18 protein-coding genes are annotated in these 22,186 nt (G+C 50.8%); 6 read left to right on the top strand and 12 right to left on the bottom strand.

Translation table 11 applies throughout. From position 1 onward, the window contains the following. Positions 1 to 14: 14 nt before the first annotated feature. A complete protein-coding gene (locus tag D8682_RS18600; protein ID WP_121814854.1) occupies positions 15 to 1,349 on the bottom strand; it encodes an MFS transporter in 1,335 nt (444 codons plus the stop codon). A 171-nt stretch (positions 1,350 to 1,520) separates the two neighbouring features. Between D8682_RS18600 and D8682_RS18595 the strand changes: the two genes are divergently transcribed. Continuing rightward, complete coding sequence (locus D8682_RS18595; protein WP_064543296.1) at positions 1,521 to 2,456, top strand: LysR family transcriptional regulator; 936 nt, start codon at positions 1,521 to 1,523, stop codon at positions 2,454 to 2,456. Positions 2,457 to 2,507: 51 nt separating this feature from the next. On the opposite strand, the gene D8682_RS18590 is transcribed toward D8682_RS18595, so the two are convergent. Together D8682_RS18590 and ascF are read right to left on the bottom strand one after the other, a co-directional pair. Continuing rightward, positions 2,508 to 3,938, bottom strand: coding sequence for a 6-phospho-beta-glucosidase (locus D8682_RS18590; RefSeq protein WP_064543294.1), 1,431 nt, complete (start codon positions 3,936 to 3,938; stop codon positions 2,508 to 2,510). Positions 3,939 to 3,955: 17 nt separating this feature from the next. Then, complete coding sequence (ascF, locus tag D8682_RS18585; RefSeq protein WP_064543293.1) at positions 3,956 to 5,416, bottom strand: PTS cellobiose/arbutin/salicin transporter subunit IIBC; 1,461 nt, start codon at positions 5,414 to 5,416, stop codon at positions 3,956 to 3,958. A gap of 291 nt (positions 5,417 to 5,707) precedes the next feature. On the opposite strand from ascF, the gene D8682_RS18580 reads away from it, so the two are divergent. After that, complete coding sequence (locus tag D8682_RS18580; protein WP_064543291.1) at positions 5,708 to 6,724, top strand: LacI family DNA-binding transcriptional regulator; 1,017 nt, start codon at positions 5,708 to 5,710, stop codon at positions 6,722 to 6,724. Between the two features lie 33 nt (positions 6,725 to 6,757). Here D8682_RS18580 and D8682_RS18575 read toward each other — a convergent pair whose 3' ends face one another. Together D8682_RS18575 and D8682_RS18570 are read right to left on the bottom strand one after the other, a co-directional pair. After that, a complete protein-coding gene (locus D8682_RS18575) occupies positions 6,758 to 7,789 on the bottom strand; it encodes an NADP-dependent oxidoreductase (protein ID WP_064543289.1) in 1,032 nt (343 codons plus the stop codon). A 146-nt stretch (positions 7,790 to 7,935) separates the two neighbouring features. Then, positions 7,936 to 9,456 (bottom strand): PAS domain-containing methyl-accepting chemotaxis protein, encoded by a 1,521-nt coding sequence (locus D8682_RS18570; protein WP_121814853.1) that lies wholly within the window; start codon positions 9,454 to 9,456, stop codon positions 7,936 to 7,938. Positions 9,457 to 9,752: 296 nt separating this feature from the next. Between D8682_RS18570 and proP the strand changes: the two genes are divergently transcribed. After that, the gene (gene proP, locus D8682_RS18565; RefSeq protein WP_064543287.1) at positions 9,753 to 11,258 is read left to right on the top strand and encodes a glycine betaine/L-proline transporter ProP; all 1,506 of its coding nucleotides are present in this window, start codon (positions 9,753 to 9,755) and stop codon (positions 11,256 to 11,258) included. 43 nt (positions 11,259 to 11,301) lie between these two features. Here proP and D8682_RS18560 read toward each other — a convergent pair whose 3' ends face one another. Then, a complete protein-coding gene (locus D8682_RS18560) occupies positions 11,302 to 12,129 on the bottom strand; it encodes a diguanylate cyclase (protein WP_238392779.1) in 828 nt (275 codons plus the stop codon). Between the two features lie 520 nt (positions 12,130 to 12,649). Between D8682_RS18560 and ygjG the strand changes: the two genes are divergently transcribed. Together ygjG and D8682_RS18545 are read left to right on the top strand one after the other, a co-directional pair. Continuing rightward, positions 12,650 to 14,053, top strand: coding sequence for a putrescine aminotransferase (gene ygjG, locus D8682_RS18550; protein ID WP_202914346.1), 1,404 nt, complete (start codon positions 12,650 to 12,652; stop codon positions 14,051 to 14,053). Positions 14,054 to 14,189: 136 nt separating this feature from the next. Then, positions 14,190 to 15,164: a hypothetical protein gene (locus D8682_RS18545; RefSeq protein WP_121814851.1), complete on the top strand. Its 975-nt coding sequence runs from the start codon at positions 14,190 to 14,192 to the stop codon at positions 15,162 to 15,164. 67 nt (positions 15,165 to 15,231) lie between these two features. On the opposite strand, the gene lsrG is transcribed toward D8682_RS18545, so the two are convergent. From lsrG to lsrA, 6 genes are read right to left on the bottom strand one after another with little or no spacing between them, the layout of a single operon-like run. Continuing rightward, positions 15,232 to 15,528: a (4S)-4-hydroxy-5-phosphonooxypentane-2,3-dione isomerase gene (gene lsrG, locus D8682_RS18540; RefSeq protein ID WP_121814850.1), complete on the bottom strand. Its 297-nt coding sequence runs from the start codon at positions 15,526 to 15,528 to the stop codon at positions 15,232 to 15,234. Then, complete coding sequence (gene lsrF / locus D8682_RS18535) at positions 15,525 to 16,415, bottom strand: 3-hydroxy-5-phosphonooxypentane-2,4-dione thiolase (protein ID WP_064543283.1); 891 nt, start codon at positions 16,413 to 16,415, stop codon at positions 15,525 to 15,527. Before lsrF ends, lsrG begins: the two co-directional genes overlap by 4 nt. A gap of 10 nt (positions 16,416 to 16,425) precedes the next feature. Next, positions 16,426 to 17,445: an autoinducer 2 ABC transporter substrate-binding protein LsrB gene (gene lsrB, locus D8682_RS18530; RefSeq protein WP_121814849.1), complete on the bottom strand. Its 1,020-nt coding sequence runs from the start codon at positions 17,443 to 17,445 to the stop codon at positions 16,426 to 16,428. 2 nt (positions 17,446 to 17,447) lie between these two features. Next, positions 17,448 to 18,452, bottom strand: coding sequence for an autoinducer 2 ABC transporter permease LsrD (lsrD, locus tag D8682_RS18525; protein WP_121814848.1), 1,005 nt, complete (start codon positions 18,450 to 18,452; stop codon positions 17,448 to 17,450). Further along, positions 18,453 to 19,484, bottom strand: coding sequence for an autoinducer 2 ABC transporter permease LsrC (gene lsrC / locus D8682_RS18520; RefSeq protein ID WP_064543277.1), 1,032 nt, complete (start codon positions 19,482 to 19,484; stop codon positions 18,453 to 18,455). Next, the gene (gene lsrA / locus D8682_RS18515) at positions 19,481 to 20,962 is read right to left on the bottom strand and encodes an autoinducer 2 ABC transporter ATP-binding protein LsrA (RefSeq protein WP_162303071.1); all 1,482 of its coding nucleotides are present in this window, start codon (positions 20,960 to 20,962) and stop codon (positions 19,481 to 19,483) included. The genes lsrC and lsrA overlap by 4 nt, the downstream gene beginning before the upstream one ends. A gap of 231 nt (positions 20,963 to 21,193) precedes the next feature. Here lsrA and lsrR point away from each other — a divergent pair, with 231 nt between their 5' ends. Beyond that, positions 21,194 to 22,165: a transcriptional regulator LsrR gene (gene lsrR, locus D8682_RS18510; protein WP_064543273.1), complete on the top strand. Its 972-nt coding sequence runs from the start codon at positions 21,194 to 21,196 to the stop codon at positions 22,163 to 22,165. Positions 22,166 to 22,186: the final 21 nt, after the last annotated feature.

Here is a 22,186-nt window from a genome sequence, read left to right as displayed (position 1 = left end):
AGGGTTATTCCTTTTTATTCATCACAGAAAGTTTTGCGTTCGTGCCAGGCCAGCAACGCGGCAAAAGTCACCACCGCGCAGAACATCAAATACCATGCCGGAGCCATCGGTTGGCCGGTGACTTTCAACAACCAGGTCACTATCAATTGTGCGAAGCCACCAAACAGCGTAACGCCAATGGCATAAACCATCGCCATACCGGAGGCACGAACCGCTTTTGGAAACGCTTCAAGGATCAACAAGAAAAATGCAGCCGAGCTGATGTTTGCCAGTATCTGATCGATAGCAATCAGCAGCAGGGTGACGCCCAGCGGAGCGCCATGCAGAATTGTCGCGAAGATCGGCCAAATCAGGGCAAATGATCCCACTGCGCAGCCAATCAGGATCGGTTTACGCCGTGGCAATTTGTCCGCCAGTTTACCGCCGAAGAAAGGCACCAGCAGCGTTAGAGCCGCCGCGGTCAAACTCACCCACCATGAGGTGCTGGCTGGCATATGCAGCGTGTTAACCATATACGCGGGCATGTAATAGATGATGATGTAAAAAGTCGTGGTGCCTTTCATCACCAGTAAAATGCCCAGTAATAGAGCGCGGCGATGTTCACGCCACAGCGTTAATGCTGGGTTTTCTGCACTCACCGCAGGCGTCACGGTGTGCGTTTCTTCAAGCTGGCGACGGATGTATAAACCAATCGGCATGATCGCAAGGCCGACAATAAACGGGATACGCCAGCCCCAGTCATACAACTGCTGTTCGCTCAGAACATGGCTCAGGCCCGCGCCCATTGCCGCACCAAAAAGTGCCGCGCCGCCCTGGCTGGTCATCTGCCAGCTCACTCGCGCACCGCGGCGAGATTTATCACCGGCTTCCATCAACCACGAGGTTGCCGCCCCCACTTCACCACCTGCTGAAAAGCCCTGCAACATGCGCCCGGCCACCAGCACCACAGGCGCCATAATCCCGGCTTGCTGATAAGTGGGCGCAAAAGCCACCATCATCACCCCTAAAGACATCAGCCCCAGTATCAACGTCATGGCCGCTTTACGCCCATGTTTATCGGCATAGCTCCCAAGCACCATGCTGCCGAGCGGGCGCATCACAAACCCCACGCCAAAGGTCGCCACCGCTAACAACAACGAGGTGTATTCATTGGAGCTGGGGAAAAACAGATGCCCAATAATCACCGAGAAAAAACTGTAAACCGCAAAATCGTAAATCTCGAGGCCGTTGCCAATCGTCACCGCCACCAATGACTTAAAGTTGGCACGTTCCGGAACCAACGCCACATCTACGGGAAGCGAGGCGGAGATCCCGGCATCTAACTGGGCATAGCTGACACGCTGTTTCATGCTCACGTCCTCTTTTGTTATTCAGATGTAAACAAACTGGGGCTGGATTTAACTATCTGCATAAAAAAAGAACATTACAATCATAAAAATTAGTTATGCCTTTGGTTATCTTGTTTGTATTGTTAGAGAGCAAAATTTGCACCACGGTGGTGGCTCAGGCGGGATGGAAAATTGAAAATCAAACTAAATCAGTTAGATATTTTGTTAGAGGTTGCCGCGCAAGGCAGCATTGGCAAAGCGGCGAAAGCATTACACCTCACACAACCGGCCATTTCGAAAACCATTCAGGAGATGGAAGCGGAAATCGGCATGCCGATTCTGCAACGCTCATCACGCGGCGTAACGTTAAATGAGTATGGGCAAGTTCTGCTGCGCCATGCGCGCGACATCGACCGCTCGCTGCACCAGGCGCGTGACGAAATCGACAATCTGCTCGGCAAAGCGATGCGCCAGTTACGAGTGGGGTTTACCTCTGCTGCATCCTACGGGCCATTTACCCACACGTTGATTCAATTTCAGGCACGTTTCCCCGGCGTGAAACTGATCGTGATGGAAGGCAGACCGCAACAAATTCACGATGCGCTGGAGAACCAACGCCTGGATATTGCCGTCATCACCAGCGCCAGCAATGCGGTGCAAAACGGTATGTATCACGAAACGCTGTATGCGCTGAGCAACACGATTATTGCCGGAAACCAGCATCCCGTCACCCATACAACCTCGCTGAAAAACCTGATGGATTACCCGTGGCTGGACTGGGATGAACCTGGTGAACACTCGATTTTAGGCCAGGTTTTCCGGCGTTATAACCTGCCGCTGCCGCAAAATATTATCCACTGCTCATCGCCGTGGATCATGGCGCGCATGATGGAACAAACCAATATGGTCAGCATGTGGACGTCAGTGCGTTTGCGCTTCCCTGGCTACAGTTCAAACTTGCGCCCGCTGGTACTGCGCGAAGTGCTTCCAGCCAGCAATATCAGCATTCTTTGCCCGAATATCGGCCGTCTTTCCAGTGCCGGACACACCTTTATGGAAATGCTAAGAATTAACACCCGCGACTGGTTACAAGACAGCGATGCTCTGGAGATGGTGGTGCGGGTTTAGAATGTGTGAAGGCGGCCCGGCGGTTGAAACCGGGCCGTAAAACGGGGCTTGTTAGCTTAAATCAGCGCCATTGCTGGCGATCACTTTCTTATACCACCAGAACGACTTTTTACGTGTACGTGCCAATGTGCCGTTGCCCTGGTCGTCACGATCAACGTAGATGAAACCATAACGCTTGCTCATTTCACCGGTCGATGCGGAGACTAAATCAATGCAGCCCCACGAGGTGTAGCCGATAACCGGGATACCATCTTCAATAGCATCGCCCATCGCTTTGATGTGCTCACGCAGGTAGTCGATGCGGTAGTCATCGTTGATTTCGCCCTGCGCATTAACTTCATCTTTTGCACCCAGGCCATTTTCTACCAGGAAAAGTGGCTTCTGGTAGCGGTCGTACATCATGTTCATGGTGATGCGCAGGCCAAGCGGGTCAATGCCCCAGCCCCATTCGCTCGCCTGAATGTACGGGTTCTTCAGTGACTTAACGATGTTTGCCGCGTTACTGTTGAGCTCGTTCATCTCACCGGAAGCACAACGTGAGGCGTAGTAGCTAAATGAGACAAAATCGACGGTATTCTTGAGGATTTCGTCGTCGCCAGGCAGCACTTCAAGCTCAAAGCCTTTCTCGCGGAACAGACGTTTGGAGTACGACGGATAAGCACCACGTGCCTGCACATCAATAAAGAACAGGTTCTCACGATCCTTTTCCAGCGCCGCCCACACGTCTTCCGGTTTGCAAGAATACGGATAGAAATTCCCACCCGCCAACATACAGCCGACCTGGTTATCAGGGTTAACTTCGTGAGCAATTTTGGTCACTAACGCACTGGCGATCAGTTCATGGTGCGCCGCCTGGTATTTCACTTGTTCTTTGTTATCGCCTTCTTCGAATACCAGACCCGCACCGGAGAATGGAGCGTGAAGTAAAATATTGATTTCGTTGAAGGTCAGCCAGTATTTCACCAGGCCGTCAAAGGCTTCAAAACAGGTACGCGCGTAATGGGTGAAAAACTCCACCATTTTGCGGCTGCGCCACGAACCATATTCCTGCACCAAATACATCGGCACATCAAAGTGGCACAGCGTGACCAGTGGTTCGATATTGTGTTTTTTGCACTCGGCAAACAGATCACGGTAAAACGCGATCCCTTCCGCATTAGGCTCTTTCTCATCGCCCCGAGGGAAGATACGGCTCCAGGCAATCGAGGTACGGAAAACGGTAAAACCCATCTCAGCCATCAGCGCAATATCATCTTTGTAGCGATGGTAAAAATCGATCGCCTCATGGCTCGGGTAAAATTCGTCATCACGCAGTGAAAAACGTTTTTCTAAACCGAGTTTCACCGCCAGACGATGCTCACCGTGCGGAATGGTATCGACGGTTGAAAGCCCTTTTCCGCCTGCGAGGTAGGCACCTTCAGCCTGGTTCGCAGCAATAGCACCGCCCCATAAAAAGTCATCAGGAAAAATGGATGCTGACATAAAGTCCCTCTTCTAAGTTAGTTAGCGTTTACAGCATGTTGCGGTGCAACAACGGCGTTTGGCTGGATTGGCTCTTTCTCGTGACTTTGCTCAACGGGAATGTCTTCAAAGCCCAGGATTAACGTCAGGACGAAAGAGAGCACCACGGCCAGAATCATCACGCCAAACACCCAAGCGATGCTCATCGGATTAGCTGGATCAAAGAACTGCACACTGGTGAACAGGCCCGGAGATGCCATGGAATGGCTGGCCAACCCACCGATTCCTGCGACCGCGCCGCAGACAAAACCACTGATTAATGCCGCAATCAGCGGGCGTTTTAAACGTACCGCCACACCGTAAAGTGCCGGTTCCGAAATCCCCGCCACAATGGCCGATGCCGCCGCAGCCAGCGCAGTCTGGCGCAGTTCAGGGTTTTTCGTTTTCCATGCGACTGCCAGAGATGAACCACCGAGCGACAAGTTAGCACCAATTTCTGATGGCATAACCATGCCTTCTTTACCCGTTTCGGCAATGGTCTGAATGATAGACGGTGTGAATACTCGGTGCATACCGGTCATCACCAGCAGCGGCCACAGTGCGCCCATAATCGCCACGGACAACCAGCCCAGGTAGCTATGAACGGTGTAAACCAGTGCGGAAATTCCGGTACCAATCCAGATACCCAGCGGGCCAATCAACATGATGGCAATCGGTGCGGAAATCAGCACAATCAGCATCGGTTTGAGGAAGTTTTTCGTCACCGCTGGGGTGATGCGGTCAACCCATTTTTCGATATACGAAAGAATCCAGGTCATGCACAGCGCAGGAATGACGGTGTAGGTATATTTCACCGCAGTGACCGACATCCCCATAAATTCAACGTGTTGGCCTTGTGCCGCTTTCGCCATCAGGTCAACAAAATTTGGGTGAACCAGCACACCGGCAATAGCAATTGCCAGCGACATATTGGTTTTGAATTTTACCGCCGCCGATGCCGCAACCATGATTGGCAGGAAGAAGAATGCGCCGTCGCCAATCACATTGAGGATGATAAGCGTTGAGGAGCCTTTGCCGAAGACGCCGGTCATATCCAGAATCATCGCCAGCAGTTTTACCATTGAGCCGCCGATAATCGCCGGAATCAACGGTGACATAGTGCCAATCAGCGCATCCAAAATCCCGGCACCAATACGTTTGAGCGTAATTTTGCTTTTACCCGGAGCGGGCTGCGCGGGCTGCATCCCTTCCGGCAGCAGTTTCAGCACTTCAGCGTAAGCTTGTGAAACGGTGTTGCCGATGATCACCTGGCACTGATTTTCGCTACGCACGACGCCCATCACGCCACTAATAGCTTTTAACTTTGCGGTATCGACCCGGCTATCGTCGTTGAGGACAAAACGCAAACGGGTCATACAGTGAGTCACCGCGCCGACGTTGCCCGCGCCACCTATTGCGTCGACTATCGACTGAGATACTGCCGCATAATTCTTAGCCATGAGTTACCACTCTCTCGTCATGAGACTTTAATAATTTTAAATTCATGTAGTTACTAAAAACTCTCCGGCAACTCCGCATCGACTTGTAGGGGTCTGAGAGATAGGTAACCGGTTCCACATTAGATTGACCATGAAAATAGAACAGATCAAATCCTAATTTTACATATTGTTAATTTTGTGATGACGATCGCCACAAGTTGTTCTAAAAGGGCACTCACCACACCTTTTCGGCAGTATTTTGTCGCCGCGGAATGTGTAAAATGAGGCATTCAAAAAAGCCAGGAAGCTCCCATGTCGACAATGCTAGAAGTGGCACAAAAAGCCGGCGTCTCAAAAGCCACTGTTTCACGCGTTTTATCCGGCAAGGGATACGTCAGCGAAGCCACAAAAGAGCAGGTCTATAAAGCCATTGAAGAAGCGGGATACCGGCCCAATTTGCTGGCGCGAAATCTGGCGACGAATAAGTCAGAATGTATTGGTTTAGTGGTCACCAACACGCTTTATAACGGCAGTTATTTCAGTGAAATACTTTCGCAGGCAGCGAAGAAATTAGAAGACAATGGCCGTCAGCTTATTCTGGTGGATGGTAAACACAGTGCGCAGGAAGAACGCGAAGCGATTCAGTTCTTGCTCGATTTACGCTGTGATGCGGTAATTATTTATCCACGCTTTTTGACCATTGATGAAATGGACGACATTATTGATCAGCATAAACAGCCGATTATGGTAGTGAACCGAAAACTCAGAAAACACCAGAGCCACTGTATTTGTTGTGACCATAAAGGCTCCAGTTTGATGGCGACAAAATATCTTATTGAACGCGGGCATCGTGATATTGCTTTTATTACCGGCGCAATGGATTCCCCTACCGCTATCGAGCGCTTAGCGGGCTATAAAGAAGCGTTGAATCAATATGATATTGCTGTAAACGAAGAGTTGATTGCCCACGGAAAATGGACGCCAGCCAGCGGTGTTTCTGCGGTAGAAGCATTGCTTGCGCGCAAGCATAAGATCAGCGCGATTCTTGCCAGTAATGATGAAATGGCGGTCGGAGCCATGAAAAAATTAAACGATATGGAAATTTCTGTTCCACAGGATATATCGATTATTGGCTTCGATAATATTCCGACTGCACCTTATCTTTCTCCGGCGTTAACCAGTATTAAAGATCCGGTGAGCGATATGATCAGTGAGGTCATCAACCGCTTAATATCCATGTTGGATGGCGGATACTTATCGAAAGATAATGTGTTTACGTCGGATTTGTTAGCCAGAAATTCGGTGATTGATGGGCCATATAAAGGTTAATAAAACGGCGCATTAGCGCCGTTTCAATAAAAATCAACTCGCGACTTTCACAATCAACTTGCCGAAGTTCTTACCGCTCAACAGACCGCGAAACGCTTCTACGCTCTTCTCCAGGCCATCAACCACATCTTCGCGGTACTGAATTTTCCCTTCAGCCAGCCATTGGCTCATCTGCTGATAGAATTCTGGATAACGATCGGCGTAATCCTGGGAAATAATAAACCCTTGTACGCGCATGCGTTTTTTCAGAATGCTACTCATCAACAACGGTAATCTGTCCTGCTCGAATGCGCTGTTCATGCCGTTGTACTGGCTGATAACACCGCACACCGGAATACGCGCTTTGGTATTGAGCAGAGGCAAAACGGCGTCAAACACTGCACCACCGACATTCTCAAAATAAACATCAATCCCTTTGTTGCAGGCTTTTTTAAGCTGTTCGGCAAAGTCTGGTGCTTTGTGGTCAATACAGACATCGAATTTTAAAGTATCGGTGACGTGACGGCACTTCTCCGCGCCACCCGCAATACCCACCACTCTTGCACCCAGTAATTTCGCCACCTGGCCAACAACCGAACCTACCGCGCCGCTGGCGGCGGCTACAACTACCGTTTCACCTTCTTTTGGCTGGCCAATATCGGTCAAGCCCATATAGCCGGTAAAACCGGGCATGCCGAGTAAACCGAGCGCATACGACGGGTGCGACATATTGGCGTCGAGTTTTTGCAAACCTTCGCCATTAGAGAGCGCGTAATCCTGCCAGCCGGTATAAGCCAACACCAGGTCACCCGCTTTGTAATCCGCATGTGCAGATTTTTCAACCCGGCAAACGGTACCTGCACCAATCACATCGCCAATGGCTAATGGGGCAGAATAGGATTCCGTATCATCCATGCGCCCGCGCATATACGGGTCGAGTGACAGATAGAGGGTACGTAACAACAACTGACCTGCGGCAGGTTGTGGGACGGGTGCTTCTTCGAGGCGAATATCTTGATCGGTTGGCATACCTTGTGGACGCTGCTTAAGCACAAAGCGGCGGTTAATCTGGGACGACTGAGTCATAACGCTCTCCATAGGTTAGGGTCGTGAATAAACGGTCAATCTGTCCCAGCCTAGCTAATAATTGCTGAGTGTGGCATGAAAAAAGTGCCTTTAAGCATTCGTTTGAAAGGCTGGATGGCGCTAACGCTTCTCCAGCCACTGTTGAATCAATGCAGAACCGTTACCGCATCTTCCAGCCGTGCGGCGCGGTGTTTTACCATCGCCGAGACTTCGGCACTTTCTTCGACCAGTGCCGCATTTTTCTGTGTGATGGCATCCAGTTCCGCCACCGCGCGGGTTAAATCAGACAGCCCTTGCGCTTGCTCCGATGTCGCGTGGCTAATTTGCCCTAAAAGCTGCGTCACATTACGCACCTGCGCCACGATGTCATTCATGGTGCGCCCCGCTTCGTGCACCTGAATAGTGCCTGATTGCACTTTGCTGGCGCTGGCATCGATAAGCTTGCGGATGTCGTTTGCCGCCGTCGCACTACGCTGTGCCAGGTTACGCACTTCACCCGCCACTACCGCAAACCCTTTGCCCTGCTCGCCAGCACGGGCGGCTTCCACGGCAGCGTTGAGCGCCAGAATATTAGTTTGGAAAGCAATATCGTTGATAAGACTAGTAATGGAGCCGATACGCTGCGTACTGTCGGCAATATCATCCATCGTCGTTACCACGGTTTCCATTGCCTTACCGCCATGTGCTGCGGCATCGCTCGCAGAGCTGGAAAGCTTATCGGCAGCGGCGGCAGTTTCAGAGTTGTTCTGTACTGAAACCGCCATCTGGCTCATGGTAGTGACCGTTTGCTGCACGTTAACCACCGACTGGCGCGTGCGTGCGTTGAGTTCGACATTGCCCTGCGCCAGAGTTTCACTGCCGCTGCGCACGTTTTCGACCTGATGACTGACATCATGAATCAGCCAGCGGCACATCAACCCGAGCTGGCCTATGGCGCGTAACGTCATGCCGATTTCATCGGTTCGTGCCAGATGCTGCACACATTGCTGGTTGCCCGTCGCCACTTCCAGCGCCTGGCGGGCGACATTTTCTAACGGGCGTGCAATTTGCCACTCCAGCAACGCGCAGGCCAACACACTTGCCACAGCACTGACTACCAGCGGCAACGCACCTTGTTCCGTCACAATGAGTGCGGCCATCATCGATAAAAATACGCTGCTGATAATCAGGCGAATGCGGGCTCTTAGTGGTAAAGCGGGCAATTTCCCCAACATACTTTTGCGCAACACCAGTCCTTTAAACAGACGGCGTTTACAGCGCCCTTCTTTCAGCGCCTTGTACAGCGGTTCGACGGCAGCAATTTCTTCCGGCCGTACTTTGGTGCGAATCGACATATATCCGGTGGTTTTACCGTTGCGCACCACCGGCACTACATTGGCGCGAACCCAGTAGTGATCACCATTCTTACGCCTATTTTTAACAATTCCGGTCCACGGCTCGCCCTGTTTTAGGGTGAACCACATATCAGCAAAAGCGGCTTTTGGCATATCAGGGTGGCGCACCAGGTTATGTGGCTGTCCGGTAAGTTCGTTAAGTTGGTAACCGCTCACTTTCACGAACGCATCATTCGCATGGGTGATCACGCTTTTTAAATCGGTCGTGGACATCAAAGTCGTATCGTCATCAAGCAGGTATTCGTGCTGTGTAATAGCCGTGCGCGCAGTCATAGCAACTCCCTTGAATAGGTTAGCTAATTGTTAATTTTTTTCATCGTGTTGTTATTTCGGCGCTGCAAAGATTTCCTTTAGCGGTTAAACTTGATGGCGATCACACTTTTTTAACTAAGCCATATTTTTTATAATGTTTTTAGAAGAGAGCCACATTTTCCAATAATTTCATAAAGTTATTAGTGGCTTTTGCATAGTGACGCTGAGTGCAGGAGTTTTAACCTTCAATTTGCGATCGGCCCACTACACTTAGACTGGGAGACGCTTTTGCTCCCGCAAGGAAAAAGAGGAAAATAATGTTAAAAAGGAAAAAGAAAGTCAGACCTATCAAGGTCAGTGACGTCACCATCATCGACGACAGCCGCCTGAAAAAAGCGATTACTGCCGCTTCTTTGGGCAACGCGATGGAATGGTTTGATTTCGGCGTTTATGGCTTTGTGGCCTATGCCCTCGGTAAAGTTTTCTTCCCGGATGCCAGCCCAAGCGTGCAGATGATTGCAGCACTGGGTACTTTCTCTGTTCCGTTCCTGATTCGCCCGCTAGGCGGCCTGTTCTTCGGCATGCTGGGTGATAAGTACGGGCGCCAGAAGATCCTGTCCATCACTATCATCATTATGTCATTGAGTACCTTCTGTATTGGCCTGATCCCGTCGTACGCGACCATTGGTATCTGGGCGCCAATCCTGTTGTTACTTGCGAAAATGGCGCAAGGGTTCTCAGTGGGCGGCGAATACACCGGGGCATCCATCTTTGTGGCGGAATACTCGCCCGACCGTAAACGTGGCTTTATGGGCAGTTGGCTGGACTTCGGTTCGATTGCCGGTTTTGTCTGTGGTGCGGGTGTCGTGGTTCTGATTACCGCGATTGTCGGCGAAGCTAACTTCCTCGAATGGGGCTGGCGTTTACCGTTCTTCCTGGCACTGCCATTAGGGATTATCGGCCTGTATCTGCGCCATGCGCTTGAAGAGACACCGGCGTTCCAGCAGCACATTGAAAAGCTGGAACAAGGCGATAAAGAAGGCCTGGCGGAAGGGCCAAAAATCTCCTTCAAAGAGATTGCCACTAAGCACTGGCGCAGTCTGTTGACCTGTATCGGTATCGTTATTTCTACCAACGTGACCTATTACATGTTGCTGACGTATATGCCGAGTTACCTGTCCCATAACCTGCATTATTCTGAAGAACATGGCGTGCTGATCATCATCGCCATTATGATCGGTATGCTGTTTGTGCAGCCGATGATTGGCCTGCTGAGTGACCGTTATGGACGCCGTCCGTTTATCGTCTTTGGTAGCGTGGCATTGCTGATACTGGCGATTCCTGCATTTGTCTTGATTAACAGTAATGTGCTGGGTCTGATATTCGCCGGGCTGCTCATTCTGGCGGTGATCCTCAACTCCTTCACTGGCGTCATGGCATCGACACTGCCTGCGATGTTCCCAACCCATATTCGCTACAGTGCGCTGGCAAGTGCCTTTAATATTTCAGTGCTGGTTGCGGGTATTACGCCAACGGTTGCCGCATGGTTAGTCGAAACAACCAACAACCTGATGATGCCTGCCTATTATCTGATGGTGGTTGCGGTGATTGGCCTGGTGACCGGCCTGACTATGAAAGAGACCGCGAATAAGCCGCTTAAAGGGGCAACGCCTGCGGCGTCTGATATTGCGGAAGCGCGTGAAATTGTTCAGGAACATCACGACAATATCGAGCACAAAATCGAAGATTTGGACCGTGAAATCGAAGCGCTTCAGGAAAAACGCACACTGCTGGTTCAGCAGCATCCGCGTATTAATGAATAACTTCTGTTTGTGATAAAACGCCGGGTGAATGCCGGCGTTTTTTTTAACTGATAGTCAGCATTTCGCTATCTGTCATCGCCATAATGCAACGGTTGCGCCCGGTGTTTTTACCGTAATACATCGCTTTATCCGCGCGGCCAATGGTCTGATGTAAGGTGTCAGTTTCCAGGACTTTTGCCAACCCACCGGTTGCCGTGACAGTGATCTTATCGTCACCCACAAGGAAACTATGCTGTTGTAAGTATTGCTGTATACGCTGCGCTGCGGTCTGTGCATCCCGGTCGTTTTTCGCATCAAGTAAAATAATGAACTCTTCACCACCAAAACGATAAATTCGCTCGGCTTTGCGCGTCGCCTCTTTTAGCGCCAACGCGACATTGCGCAATACATCATCACCAGCATTATGGCCCCATGTATCGTTTATCGACTTAAAATGATCAATATCGATAATTAATAGATACAAATGATGATTCATACGTTGGCACTGCGCACGAACTAATGGGAACTCCCGATATAATAAATGGCGCAGCGGTAACCCGGTTAATGCATCATGCAAATTCCGCCAGGAAAAGAGATGTTCCTTATATTGATCCAAGTTATGAATAAATTCCTGCTGGGCTTTTTGATACTTCATCAGTAATGAATCAGTCACATGTTGATGAACAATGGACTGCATCAATTCGCGGGCAACATTGTGCATGTGGGTGTGATTTTTATCGATGGTGATGACCATCTCTTTATCTAAAGCTTCACCATTCATACGCAATGATAGCCAACGACTGAAGCGGCAGTGCTGAGCCGAGTTGGGGTCAAGAATATCGCCGTCAACTTCCCCCCCAGCAGACTCAAACGAAGGAATTTTCCGGCCCAATCATAATGATCATTTATCGCCAAATTTAATTCAGTTATTGAATAATCAAGGTCATTTATATACATATTCAAACCACTTATACACTGCATTTATTTAATAACCCCCACAAAATGATAACGTTCAGCGGTGAAATATTCACTGGGTGAATCATTAATTCAAGAGTCATTAAACTGGCAGGCATCATTCTATAATTTACTTATTCGCAATTCATCGCAAAAATAAATTAAAATGAAATTACTTCTTTTCATTTTATGAATTTAAAACTGCTAACTTTTCTTAGCGATGCACCTTTAAGTAGCACGATGCACGGCAATGGTGCACTACAACCAGATAACGCAGACCAAAGTCCCGCCATTATGGAATTTTCAACCAAAAAAACTCATCCCGTGTGCTTATTTATTACGCAGTTTGCATTCACTCAGATCGTTTATCCTGATTTTGTTTAGGGAAAGCGAAGTGGCGTATTCCCTGCAATACTTATTTCGTGTATCGCGTGATACGTCATCCCCAGGAGCACATTTTGAACAGGTTACCTACCAGCGCTTCGGCTCTTGCCTGTACAGCGCACGCCCTCAACATCATTGAAAAGAAGTCGCTGAGTCATGAGGAGATGAAGGCGTTAAATCGCGAAGTTATTGATAACTTCCAACAGCATGTGAATCCGGGTTTTCTTGAGTATCGCAAATCAGTGACCGCCGGCGGGGATTACGGAGCCGTAGAGTGGCAAGCAAGCAGCTTAAATACGCTTGTCGACACCCAGGGTAAGGAATATTTAGATTGTCTGGGTGGGTTCGGAATTTTTAACGTGGGGCACCGTAATCCAACAGTGGTATCCGCCGTACAGCATCAGCTCGAAAAACAACCCCTGCACAGTCAGGAGCTGCTCGACCCCCTACGGGCGATGTTAGCCAAAACCCTTGCGACACTCACACCGGGTAAACTTAAGTACAGTTTCTTTAGCAACAGCGGTACAGAATCGGTTGAAGCGGCGATTAAACTCGCTAAAGCCTATCAATCTCCACGCGGGAAATTTACCTTTGTCGCAGCCAGTGGCGCGTTCCATGGCAAATCTCTCGGGGCATTGTCAGCAACAGCAAAAGCTGCATTCCGTAAACCATTTATGCCGCTGCTTCCGGGCTTCAGGCATGTACCGTTTGGCAATATCGATGCATTACGCACCCTATTCAACGAATGCCGTAAAACCGGTGATGATGTCGCAGCCGTGATCCTTGAGCCTATTCAGGGTGAAGGTGGCGTCATTATTCCACCAGCGGGGTATTTACCTGCGGTTCGTAAGCTGTGCGATGAGTTCGGCGTACTGTTGATTCTTGATGAAGTGCAAACTGGCATGGGCCGTACCGGCAAAATGTTCGCCTGTGAACACGAAAACGTACAGCCTGATATTTTATGCCTCGCCAAAGCACTCGGTGGTGGCGTAATGCCGATTGGCGCGACTGTTGCCACGGAAGAAGTTTTCTCTGTGCTGTTTGATAATCCTTTCCTGCACACCACAACTTTTGGTGGCAACCCGTTAGCCTGTGCTGCAGCGCTTGCCACAATCCATGTTCTGCTTGAGCAAAACCTTCCCGCTCAGGCACAACAGAAAGGGCAATTGTTGGTGGATGGCTTCCTGGCTCTGAAACGCGAGTTTCCTGAGCTGGTTGTTGATGCGCGTGGGCAAGGTTTGTTGATTGCCATCGAGTTCAGCGACAACGAAATTGGCTATAACTTTGCTAGTGCTATGTTCCGCCAGCAGGTGCTGGTCGCCGGGACGCTCAACAATGCGAAAACCATTCGTGTTGAGCCTCCACTGACTATCACGATTGAGCAGTGCGAACATGTGTTGAGTTGTGCGCGGAAAGCACTACAAAGCCTGAAAAACGTTAACCCACAAGAAGACATTAATAAAATGGTCTTTGGTTAACATGACAAGTGGTTACGGTATTAGATGCCATTTATATCTGATATCGTGACCACGATAACTCACCATAAACATCCGCAGATATGAGCGATATTTTATAGTACAATACCCCTCATTTAGAATGAGAGAAGAATCTCACATGCGTATTTTTTTTGTTGAGTGGAATGCAGAGCACGGAAAGTTAATGATTGATAATTTATCTTCTCATTATAATACTGCCAAAATATCACGTGTATTACATAGATATAAAACCATTCAAAAACACATTCATTTTAGTTTCCTGAAAAAACTGCATACAAAAGCTCATGCACGTTTGAAATTTAAAAACATCACTAAAAATGATCTGGTAATTTGCACTGGCTACAGTGCATTGGCAATAATTGACATGGTAGCCACATTACCATGTAAAAAGATAATTATAGTCCGTGATACCATTGAAAAACTAAATTATCACATGCGAGAAAAAGGTTTGCTGACTCAGCATGAAGATTATTTAGGCAGGGTTAAAACCGTCTTTGACAAAGTTTATAGCTTTGACCAACTTGACTGCCTAAATCATGATATGGTTTATTTGCCGCAGTTTATCAGCTTTACCTCTCAACAGTTTATTTCTCTTGCACCATCTAATAATACCCCCCATTCAAAAACGTGTTTTTATGTTGGTGGGTATGATAATTATCGCGTCAGAACATTAAACGAAATAGACTTAACTATCAAAGAATTAAATTACACCTCGGATTTCTATTTAGTGACCAAAGAAGATAAAGAAAAATATCCAGCTTGTTGCAAAAATGAATTCCTGTCATATAAAGAAAATCTCGAAAAAATAAAACACTGCGAAATACTCATTGAAATAAACAGGACGGGGCAAACAGGGCTTACACTTCGTGCTCTTGAAGCGCTATTCTTCAATAAAAAACTGATCACAACTAATAATGAAATAAAAAAATGTGACTTCTACTCACCAGAAAGGATTTTTATATGGGGAGTGGATTCTTTAGATAGTTTATCCGGCTTTATGAATCTAACTTTGCCACCGATAAATGTTAAATTAATGAAAAACTATACCGCAGATACCATGCTAGAGAGATTAATAAACGACAACTCTATTTAAGTATTTATTACAGCACGCAAAACATCGCCGCAGAAAAAATCTGCGGCGTTATAGAATTTCATGATAATTAGTTTTCAGGCAACAACCCAACAAAACTCCTTTTCTTACGCGGTTCCGACATCATCGCGTCTAGCTTATCGACACAGGCCAGATAATGCGGTGTTTGCTTATGCGCCAACACCGCTTCATCGTTTTGATACGCTTCATAAATAAAAAACCGCGTCGCGACATCCGGGTCTTGCAACACATCAAAACGCAAATTGCCCGGTTCCTTGATTGAGCCTTCGTGATTGGCGCGGAACACATCCATAAACTCATCAACCCGTTCCGGTTTGATATTAATTTCCACCAACGTCACGTTCATCCTTTGCCTCCATGATGTTTTTCATCCAGCCAGAATTGGTACGCTTCGCGGGCAGAAAGATTCTCATGCACCACCTTTTTCACCGCTTTTAGCATCGCCAGCGGTGCGTCTGACTGGAAGATATTGCGCCCCATGTCCACACCGGATGCGCCCTGGTCGATGGCTTTGAAGCACATATCCAGCGCTTCTTGCTCCGGTAGTTTCTTGCCTCCGGCGATGACAATTGGCACCGGGCAACTGGCGGTGACTTTCTCGAACCCCTCTTCCACAAAGTAAGTTTTCACAAACTGCGCACCGATTTCTGCGGCAATTCGGCTGGCGAGCGAGAAATAACGTGCGTCGCGTGCCATCTCTTTGCCCACGCCTGTTACCGCAAGCGTAGGAATACCGTAGCGCGTGCCTTCATCTACCAGTTTGATGATGTTATTAATCGACTGGTGTTCATACTCGCTGCCAATGTAGATCTGTGCGGCCACCGCGCAGGCATTGAGACGCAAGGCATCCTCCATGGTCACCGCCACCGTTTCCCGCGACAGCTCGCTCAAAATCGAATTACCACCGGAAGCCCGCAAAACCACCGGTTTGTTGGTGGCTGGCGGCACCACGCTGCGCAGAATACCGCGGGTACACATCAGCACATCGGTTTCCGGAAACAGCGGCGCAATAGACAAATCAATGCGCTCAAGGCCGGTGGTCGGCCCCTGGAAATAGCCGTGGTCGAAGGCCAGCATCACGGTGCGCCCGCTGTCCGGGTTAAAAATCCGCGCCAGCCGCGACTGCATGCCCCAATCCAGCGCCCCGCTGCCCTTCAGGTAAAACGCTTTATTCTCCTGCGGGCGGCCAATGCCGTAATCTTTTCCCTCTTTGATATCGTCAAGATCTGCCATTTTTCCTCCCTCAGAAGTCGTATTTGCCGATGTTGTCTTTGGTGAACACCACACGTTCAGGTAGCAGCACAATGCCGTTACCTTTCGCTTCATACTGGTAGCCCTGCACGCTATTTGGCTCGACTTTCAGGCTGCCAATTTTCGCCACATCAACAGTATCGCCGACGTTCAGATCGCCTTTTTTCAGCAGCGTATTGGCGACGTTGACCGCAATTTCGCCCTGCTGTACCACGTCCCACAGGCCAAAGGCTTTCACCGTGCCGCGCTCAACATACGGGCGCATGACGTTTGGCGTACTGAAGCCAACAATCGCGACATTAGTGCGTTTCAGGTTTTCAGCTGCCTGGGCTGCGGCAGGTAACGCGTTGGCATCAGGGGCGATGATCGCATCCAGATCCGGATACGCTTTTAAGATCCCTTCAGCGGTTTGCAGCGATTTAGTCGCGTCGTTATAGCCAAACTGGGTGGTGACGATCTCCCACTGTGGATGATCTTTAGCAATTTTCGCCTTCGCCTCTTTCACCCATTGGTTTTGATCCGTCACGGTGGGGCTGGAGTAGAAGAAGGCAACTTTGGCGGCCGGTTTAGTCACCTGTTTCGCGGCCATATCCACCAGCATGCCGCCGAGCTGTTGCGGGGTGCCCTGGTTGATATAAATACTGCGGCACTCGGGTTTGGTATCAGAATCCCAGGTCAGCACTTTCACTCCACGCTGCATCGCACGTTTCAGCGCCGGACACAGGCCGTCTGGCGAAACTGCCGAGACAATAATCGCGTTGTAACCCTGGTTAACGAAGTTGTTAATCAGCTGCACCTGGCCGGAGACACTCGGTTCAGTGGGGCCATCGTAGGTCACCGGTACACCGAGGTCTTTACCCGCCTGCATCGCGCCATTGCCGCCGCTGGTAAAGAAGCCGACACCCACTAATTTTGGGATAAAGGCAATCCTGTCGGCGGCTTGCGCGCTCACCACACCAAAGGCCAAAGCCCATGCACTGAGCTGTAGCACGCGTTTTGTTGTCTGCTTCATCTTCAAACCCCCGTTAGTTTTTTGTGACCGCGCAAACGACGCCATGTCGTCTGTAGATAATCGCGGTGCAAACTCACCGACCGACCAATGACTACCACAATCAACAACGCACCGGACAACGCACTCGATACCTGATTAGGCACGCCAGCCATCTGTAAACCTTGTTGTAAATATCCCACTAACAGCGCGGCGAGCGCGGTGCCAAGAATGGAACCGGAACCGCCATAAATATTCGCTCCACCCAGCACCGCCGCCGTGAGCGCAGGCATCAGTAAATCGCGGCCTAAATCGGAACGCGCCGAACCGAAGTAAGAAACCAGCACAATGGCGGCAATCGCCGACGCCAGCCCAACCATGCCGTAAACGCCGTACAGCGAACCGTTGACTGGCAGCGCGGCATAGCGCGCCGCACGCGGGTTTTGTCCGATAAGAAAAATATGGCGGCCAAAGCGTGCGCGGTGGGTCAGCAGCCAGAACAGCAACGTGATGACAGCGAACATCACCAGCGGGATCGGCAAGCCAAACAGCGTCAGATTGGCGAAGTTGGTGAAGGTATCCGGGAAACCGCCAATGCCTTCGTAACCTGTCGCCCCCACCATCCCCGAAAGCAGCAGCGCCGCACCGCCAAACAGATACAGTGTGCCCAGCGTAATCACCAACGGGCTGATTCCGGTGTAGTGAATCAGTACCGCGTTGAACAACCCGCATAGCAGGCCGACGGCGAGCGTAAGGATCACCGCCAGAGAAATCGGCATTCCCGCCTGCAGCATCACGCCCAGCGCAATCGCGCATAAGCCAATGGTGGAACCGAGCGAAATATCAATGCCACCGCTGATAATCACCAGCGTCAACGGCAGTGCGACAATCCCGATGCAGATAAAATCGCTGGTGCTAAACAGCAGCATGTTAACGTCGAGCATGCGCGGGTTGATGGCCCCAAACAGTAAAATCTCCGCCACCAGAATCAGTAACAACGCCACTTCCCAGTTAAGTTTCAGCTTGTTCATTTACGCCACATCCTTTTTCTTACGGGGAAATTGCCGCACGTTTTTGGCTCCAGGCAATGGCGGTACAAAACGGCTGTATTTCTGCGCCCGTTGGTGGCGAGCCAGCGCCTGTCGCAAGCGCCCGTCGAGCACTAAAACGCCGAGCAAAACCAGTCCGGCGATAAAGTCATTCCACCAGGCCGGCAGTTTGAACAGCACTAAGACGGTGTCGATTTGAGTCAGGAAGAACGCGCCGAGGAATGCGCCAATCACGGTTCCGGTGCCGCCGAGCAATGAAATGCCGCCCAGCACACAGGCGGCGATAGCTTTCATCTCCAGCCCGCTACCGGTTTGGTTCGGTACAAAGCCAATCTGTGAAGCGAAGATAATCCCGGCGATGGCCGCCAGCATGCCGTTAAACGTGAACGCCAGCAGACGGGTGCGATTGACCGCAACGCCCAACTGGCGCGCAGCGGCGAGGTTATCACCCACCGCGTAGAAATCGCGACCAAAGGCGGTACGCGCTAACATCCAGGCGGCAATAGCCACCACAATCAGTACCAAAAACCCAAGCGGTGAAACCCCAATAGCAACCGGCTCGGAGAGCGCTTTTAGGCTGGCAGGCAGCCCTTCAATCCATTTTCCGCCGGTCCACAGCAGCATGCCGCCACGATAAAGCCCGAGCGTGCCCAGCGTGGCGACAATCGCCGGAATGCGCAGCCACACCACCAGCACCCCGTTAAAAAACCCTGCAATTGCGCCAATCAGCAATGCAAATAGCATCGCCGCTGGCAGGCCGTAACCGCTGTTAAGCGCAACCCCTACCGCGATGGCGCACAAGCCGACGGTTGATCCCACCGAAACGTCGATGTTGCGCGTTAGCATCACCATCGTCGCGCCCACCGCCAACAGGATCAGGATCTGCGCACTGGTGAAGATCATGCTTAACGTTTGCAAGCTGAAATAGCTGTGATTCAGCGCCACCAGCACGGCAAACAGGGCGACGATCGCCAGCAGTGCGCTCAATTCGCGGTTACGGAGCAATTTCTTCATGCTTTACCTCCGCCAAACGCCATGCTCATCATGCTTTCGACCGTGATCGAAGGTTTGCGTAATTCGCCGTTCATCGCGCCCTGATGCATCACCAGTACGCGATCCGCAAGCCCACTGAACTCGTCAAGATCGGATGAGATCATCAGCACCGCGACGTTTTGCGCCGCGACACTTTTGATCAGTTGATAAATATCCGCCCGCGCTGCTACATCCACGCCGCGCGTCGGCTCGTCGATGATCAGCAATAACGGGTTGGCTTCCAGGCAGCGCGCCAGCAGGACTTTCTGCTGATTACCGCCGGACAACGTGCGCACAGTTTGCTCGGCATTATTGAGTTTGATGCCCAGCGCCCGGTGGTAGCGTTCCACTACCGCTGCTTCCCGCTTGCTTTGCTGCCAGACACTCGCCTCATTGAGCGCGACGGTGTTCCAGCGAATCGGCGCATCCAGAAAAAGACCGGAAACTTGCCGATCTTCCGGCAGATAAATCAGCCCACGATCGAGGCGTGATTTCGTCCGGTCGCCGCTAATTTCCCGGTTCTCCAGATAGATCCGGCCTCCACGCACCGGGCGCAGGCCATACAACGTTTCAGCTAACTCGGTGCGCCCGGATCCGACCAGCCCGGCAAGGCCGACGATCTCACCGGCGTACAGCTCAAAACTGAGATCGATAAAACCTTCTCCGGTGAGTTCTTCAACGCGCAATACCGGAAAATCCTGCGGCTGCGTGCGGCGGTTTCCCGGCAGCGCCAGCCACAGTTTTTGCGTATCGCTCAGCGTATGCTTGCGGTCGAGTGGCGTCATGGCATTGATTAACTGCTCATCCAGCAGTTGTGCGGTTTCGCCCTGTAGCACCACCGCGCCGTCGCGCATCACCGAGATATGGCTGGCGATCTGGCGGATCTCCGGCAATTTGTGCGAGATAAAAACAATGCCGACGCCGAGGTTTTGTAGCGCGCGGATCTGGCGGAACAAGCGTTCGGTTTCACCTGGTGTGAGAGAGGCGGTCGGTTCATCAAGGATCAAGATCTTCGCCTCGCGCATTAAACCGCGCAGGATCTCAACCATCTGTTGATCGGCCACTTCTAACGTGCTGGCAGTGGCACCGAGCGGGATCTGGCACTCAAGCTGGCGCATTTTCTCTTGCAGCCGTTTTTCAATGTCACTTTGCCGCGGCAGACGAAAAAGAATGTTTTCACGTACCGTCAAATTGGGGAACAACATCGGTTCCTGCGGCACCAGGTAAATACCCAGCTCATGCGCTTGACCCGGTTTAAGCCGCCCAAATGCTTTACCGTGCACCTTCAGTTCACCGCTATCCGCGGTTTCGACCCCGGCGAAAATCTTCATCAGCGTCGACTTACCGGCACCATTCCCGCCCAGCAATGCGTGGACCTGCCCGGCATACAGAGCAAAATCAATCGCTTTCAGAACGCTGACGCCTGAAAATTGTTTGCTGATGTGATGAGCTTCCAGCATTGCGGTGGTGTTGGGCATCGGCACTCCACAATTGAACAAAAGATAAATTGAATTAATAATGTTCAAAAGCGTAGACGCAGGGTTATCTTTACAACCGGACTGGGATCACAAAATTTTTAAATAGATCGGCTAAACCCCTGGTATCAGAAAATGATCTTTTTGCCGTGTGCTTCACATTTTCTTGCCCCGCATCTTCGAACATATGATCTAAATTTTAAGAAGAGTTCAAATATGAGCGATAAACGAACAGCAGAAGAAGGCAAACTAGCCGCCTTGCCGATGGCAGAAGAGGAGTTGTTGGCGCGTGTAGCCTGGTCTTACTACCACGACGGGCTGACGCAGAACGACATTGGCGAGCGCCTCGGCTTACCGCGGTTAAAGATTTCACGACTCTTGGAAAAAGGCCGTCAATCTGGCGTGATTCGCGTGCAGATTAACTCGCGTTTTGAAGGGTGCCTGGCGCTGGAAACTCAGTTGCAGCAGCGTTTCGGTCTCAAAATCGCCCGCGTGCTTCCGGCGCATAACACGCCGCCGATGAACACCCGCTTGGGGATTGGCGCGGCACAATCGCTGATGGGCATTCTGGAGCCAGGGCAATTACTGGCGGTGGGATTTGGCGAAGCGACCATGAACTGCCTGCAACATTTGAGCGGCTTTATCAGCTCACAGCAGATTCGCCTGGTGACGCTTTCCGGCGGTGTCGGGCCGTATATGACCGGCATCGGCCAGTTAGATGCGGCTTGCAGTGTCAGCATGATCCCGGCACCGCTGCGGGTGTCATCGCCACAAGTGGCCGAGATTTTGCGCATGGAATCCAGCGTGCGCGATGTGATTCTTGCGGCTACCGCCGCCGATGTCGCGGTGGTCGGGATTGGGGCGATTAATCAAAAGCGCGATGCCACCATTTTGCGCTCCGGTTATATCAGCGAAGGCGAACAACTGATGTACGCCCGCAAAGGTGCGGTGGGCGATATTCTTGGCTATTTCCTGCAAGCGGATGGCGAACGGGTGGAAGGACTGGAAATTCACCGCGAACTACTTGGCGTGACGCTTGATGACCTGGCGCATCTCCCGACGATTGTGGGTGTTGCGGGCGGGACAGACAAAGCGGACGCGATTTATGCCGCACTGCTAGGTCAGCATATCAATGGCCTGGTGACGGAAGAAGAGACTGCGCGGGCGGTACTGGCGTTGGCGGATTAAACCTGATTCGTCGCCAGCCGC

Source organism: Buttiauxella sp. 3AFRM03, from assembly GCF_003675305.1.
Classification (GTDB): Bacteria; Pseudomonadota; Gammaproteobacteria; order Enterobacterales; family Enterobacteriaceae; genus Buttiauxella; species Buttiauxella ferragutiae.
This window is presented reverse-complemented; position numbering and strand designations above follow the sequence as displayed.

What these genes read in the sequence shown, in the direction of transcription:
- D8682_RS18580 (WP_064543291.1), top strand. Translation starts at nt 5,708, where the DNA reads ATGTCGACAATGCTAGAAGTGGCACAAAAAGCCGGCGTCTCAAAAGCC.
- lsrG (WP_121814850.1), bottom strand. Translation starts at nt 15,528, where the DNA reads ATGAACGTGACGTTGGTGGAAATTAATATCAAACCGGAACGGGTTGAT.
- lsrA (WP_162303071.1), bottom strand. Translation starts at nt 20,962, where the DNA reads ATGCTGGAAGCTCATCACATCAGCAAACAATTTTCAGGCGTCAGCGTT.
- lsrB (WP_121814849.1), bottom strand. Translation starts at nt 17,445, where the DNA reads ATGAAGCAGACAACAAAACGCGTGCTACAGCTCAGTGCATGGGCTTTG.
- proP (WP_064543287.1), top strand. Translation starts at nt 9,753, where the DNA reads ATGTTAAAAAGGAAAAAGAAAGTCAGACCTATCAAGGTCAGTGACGTC.
- lsrC (WP_064543277.1), bottom strand. Translation starts at nt 19,484, where the DNA reads ATGAAGAAATTGCTCCGTAACCGCGAATTGAGCGCACTGCTGGCGATC.
- D8682_RS18590 (WP_064543294.1), bottom strand. Translation starts at nt 3,938, where the DNA reads ATGTCAGCATCCATTTTTCCTGATGACTTTTTATGGGGCGGTGCTATT.
- D8682_RS18575 (WP_064543289.1), bottom strand. Translation starts at nt 7,789, where the DNA reads ATGACTCAGTCGTCCCAGATTAACCGCCGCTTTGTGCTTAAGCAGCGT.
- D8682_RS18570 (WP_121814853.1), bottom strand. Translation starts at nt 9,456, where the DNA reads ATGACTGCGCGCACGGCTATTACACAGCACGAATACCTGCTTGATGAC.
- ascF (WP_064543293.1), bottom strand. Translation starts at nt 5,416, where the DNA reads ATGGCTAAGAATTATGCGGCAGTATCTCAGTCGATAGTCGACGCAATA.
- D8682_RS18600 (WP_121814854.1), bottom strand. Translation starts at nt 1,349, where the DNA reads ATGAAACAGCGTGTCAGCTATGCCCAGTTAGATGCCGGGATCTCCGCC.
- D8682_RS18545 (WP_121814851.1), top strand. Translation starts at nt 14,190, where the DNA reads ATGCGTATTTTTTTTGTTGAGTGGAATGCAGAGCACGGAAAGTTAATG.
- lsrF (WP_064543283.1), bottom strand. Translation starts at nt 16,415, where the DNA reads ATGGCAGATCTTGACGATATCAAAGAGGGAAAAGATTACGGCATTGGC.
- lsrD (WP_121814848.1), bottom strand. Translation starts at nt 18,452, where the DNA reads ATGAACAAGCTGAAACTTAACTGGGAAGTGGCGTTGTTACTGATTCTG.
- lsrR (WP_064543273.1), top strand. Translation starts at nt 21,194, where the DNA reads ATGAGCGATAAACGAACAGCAGAAGAAGGCAAACTAGCCGCCTTGCCG.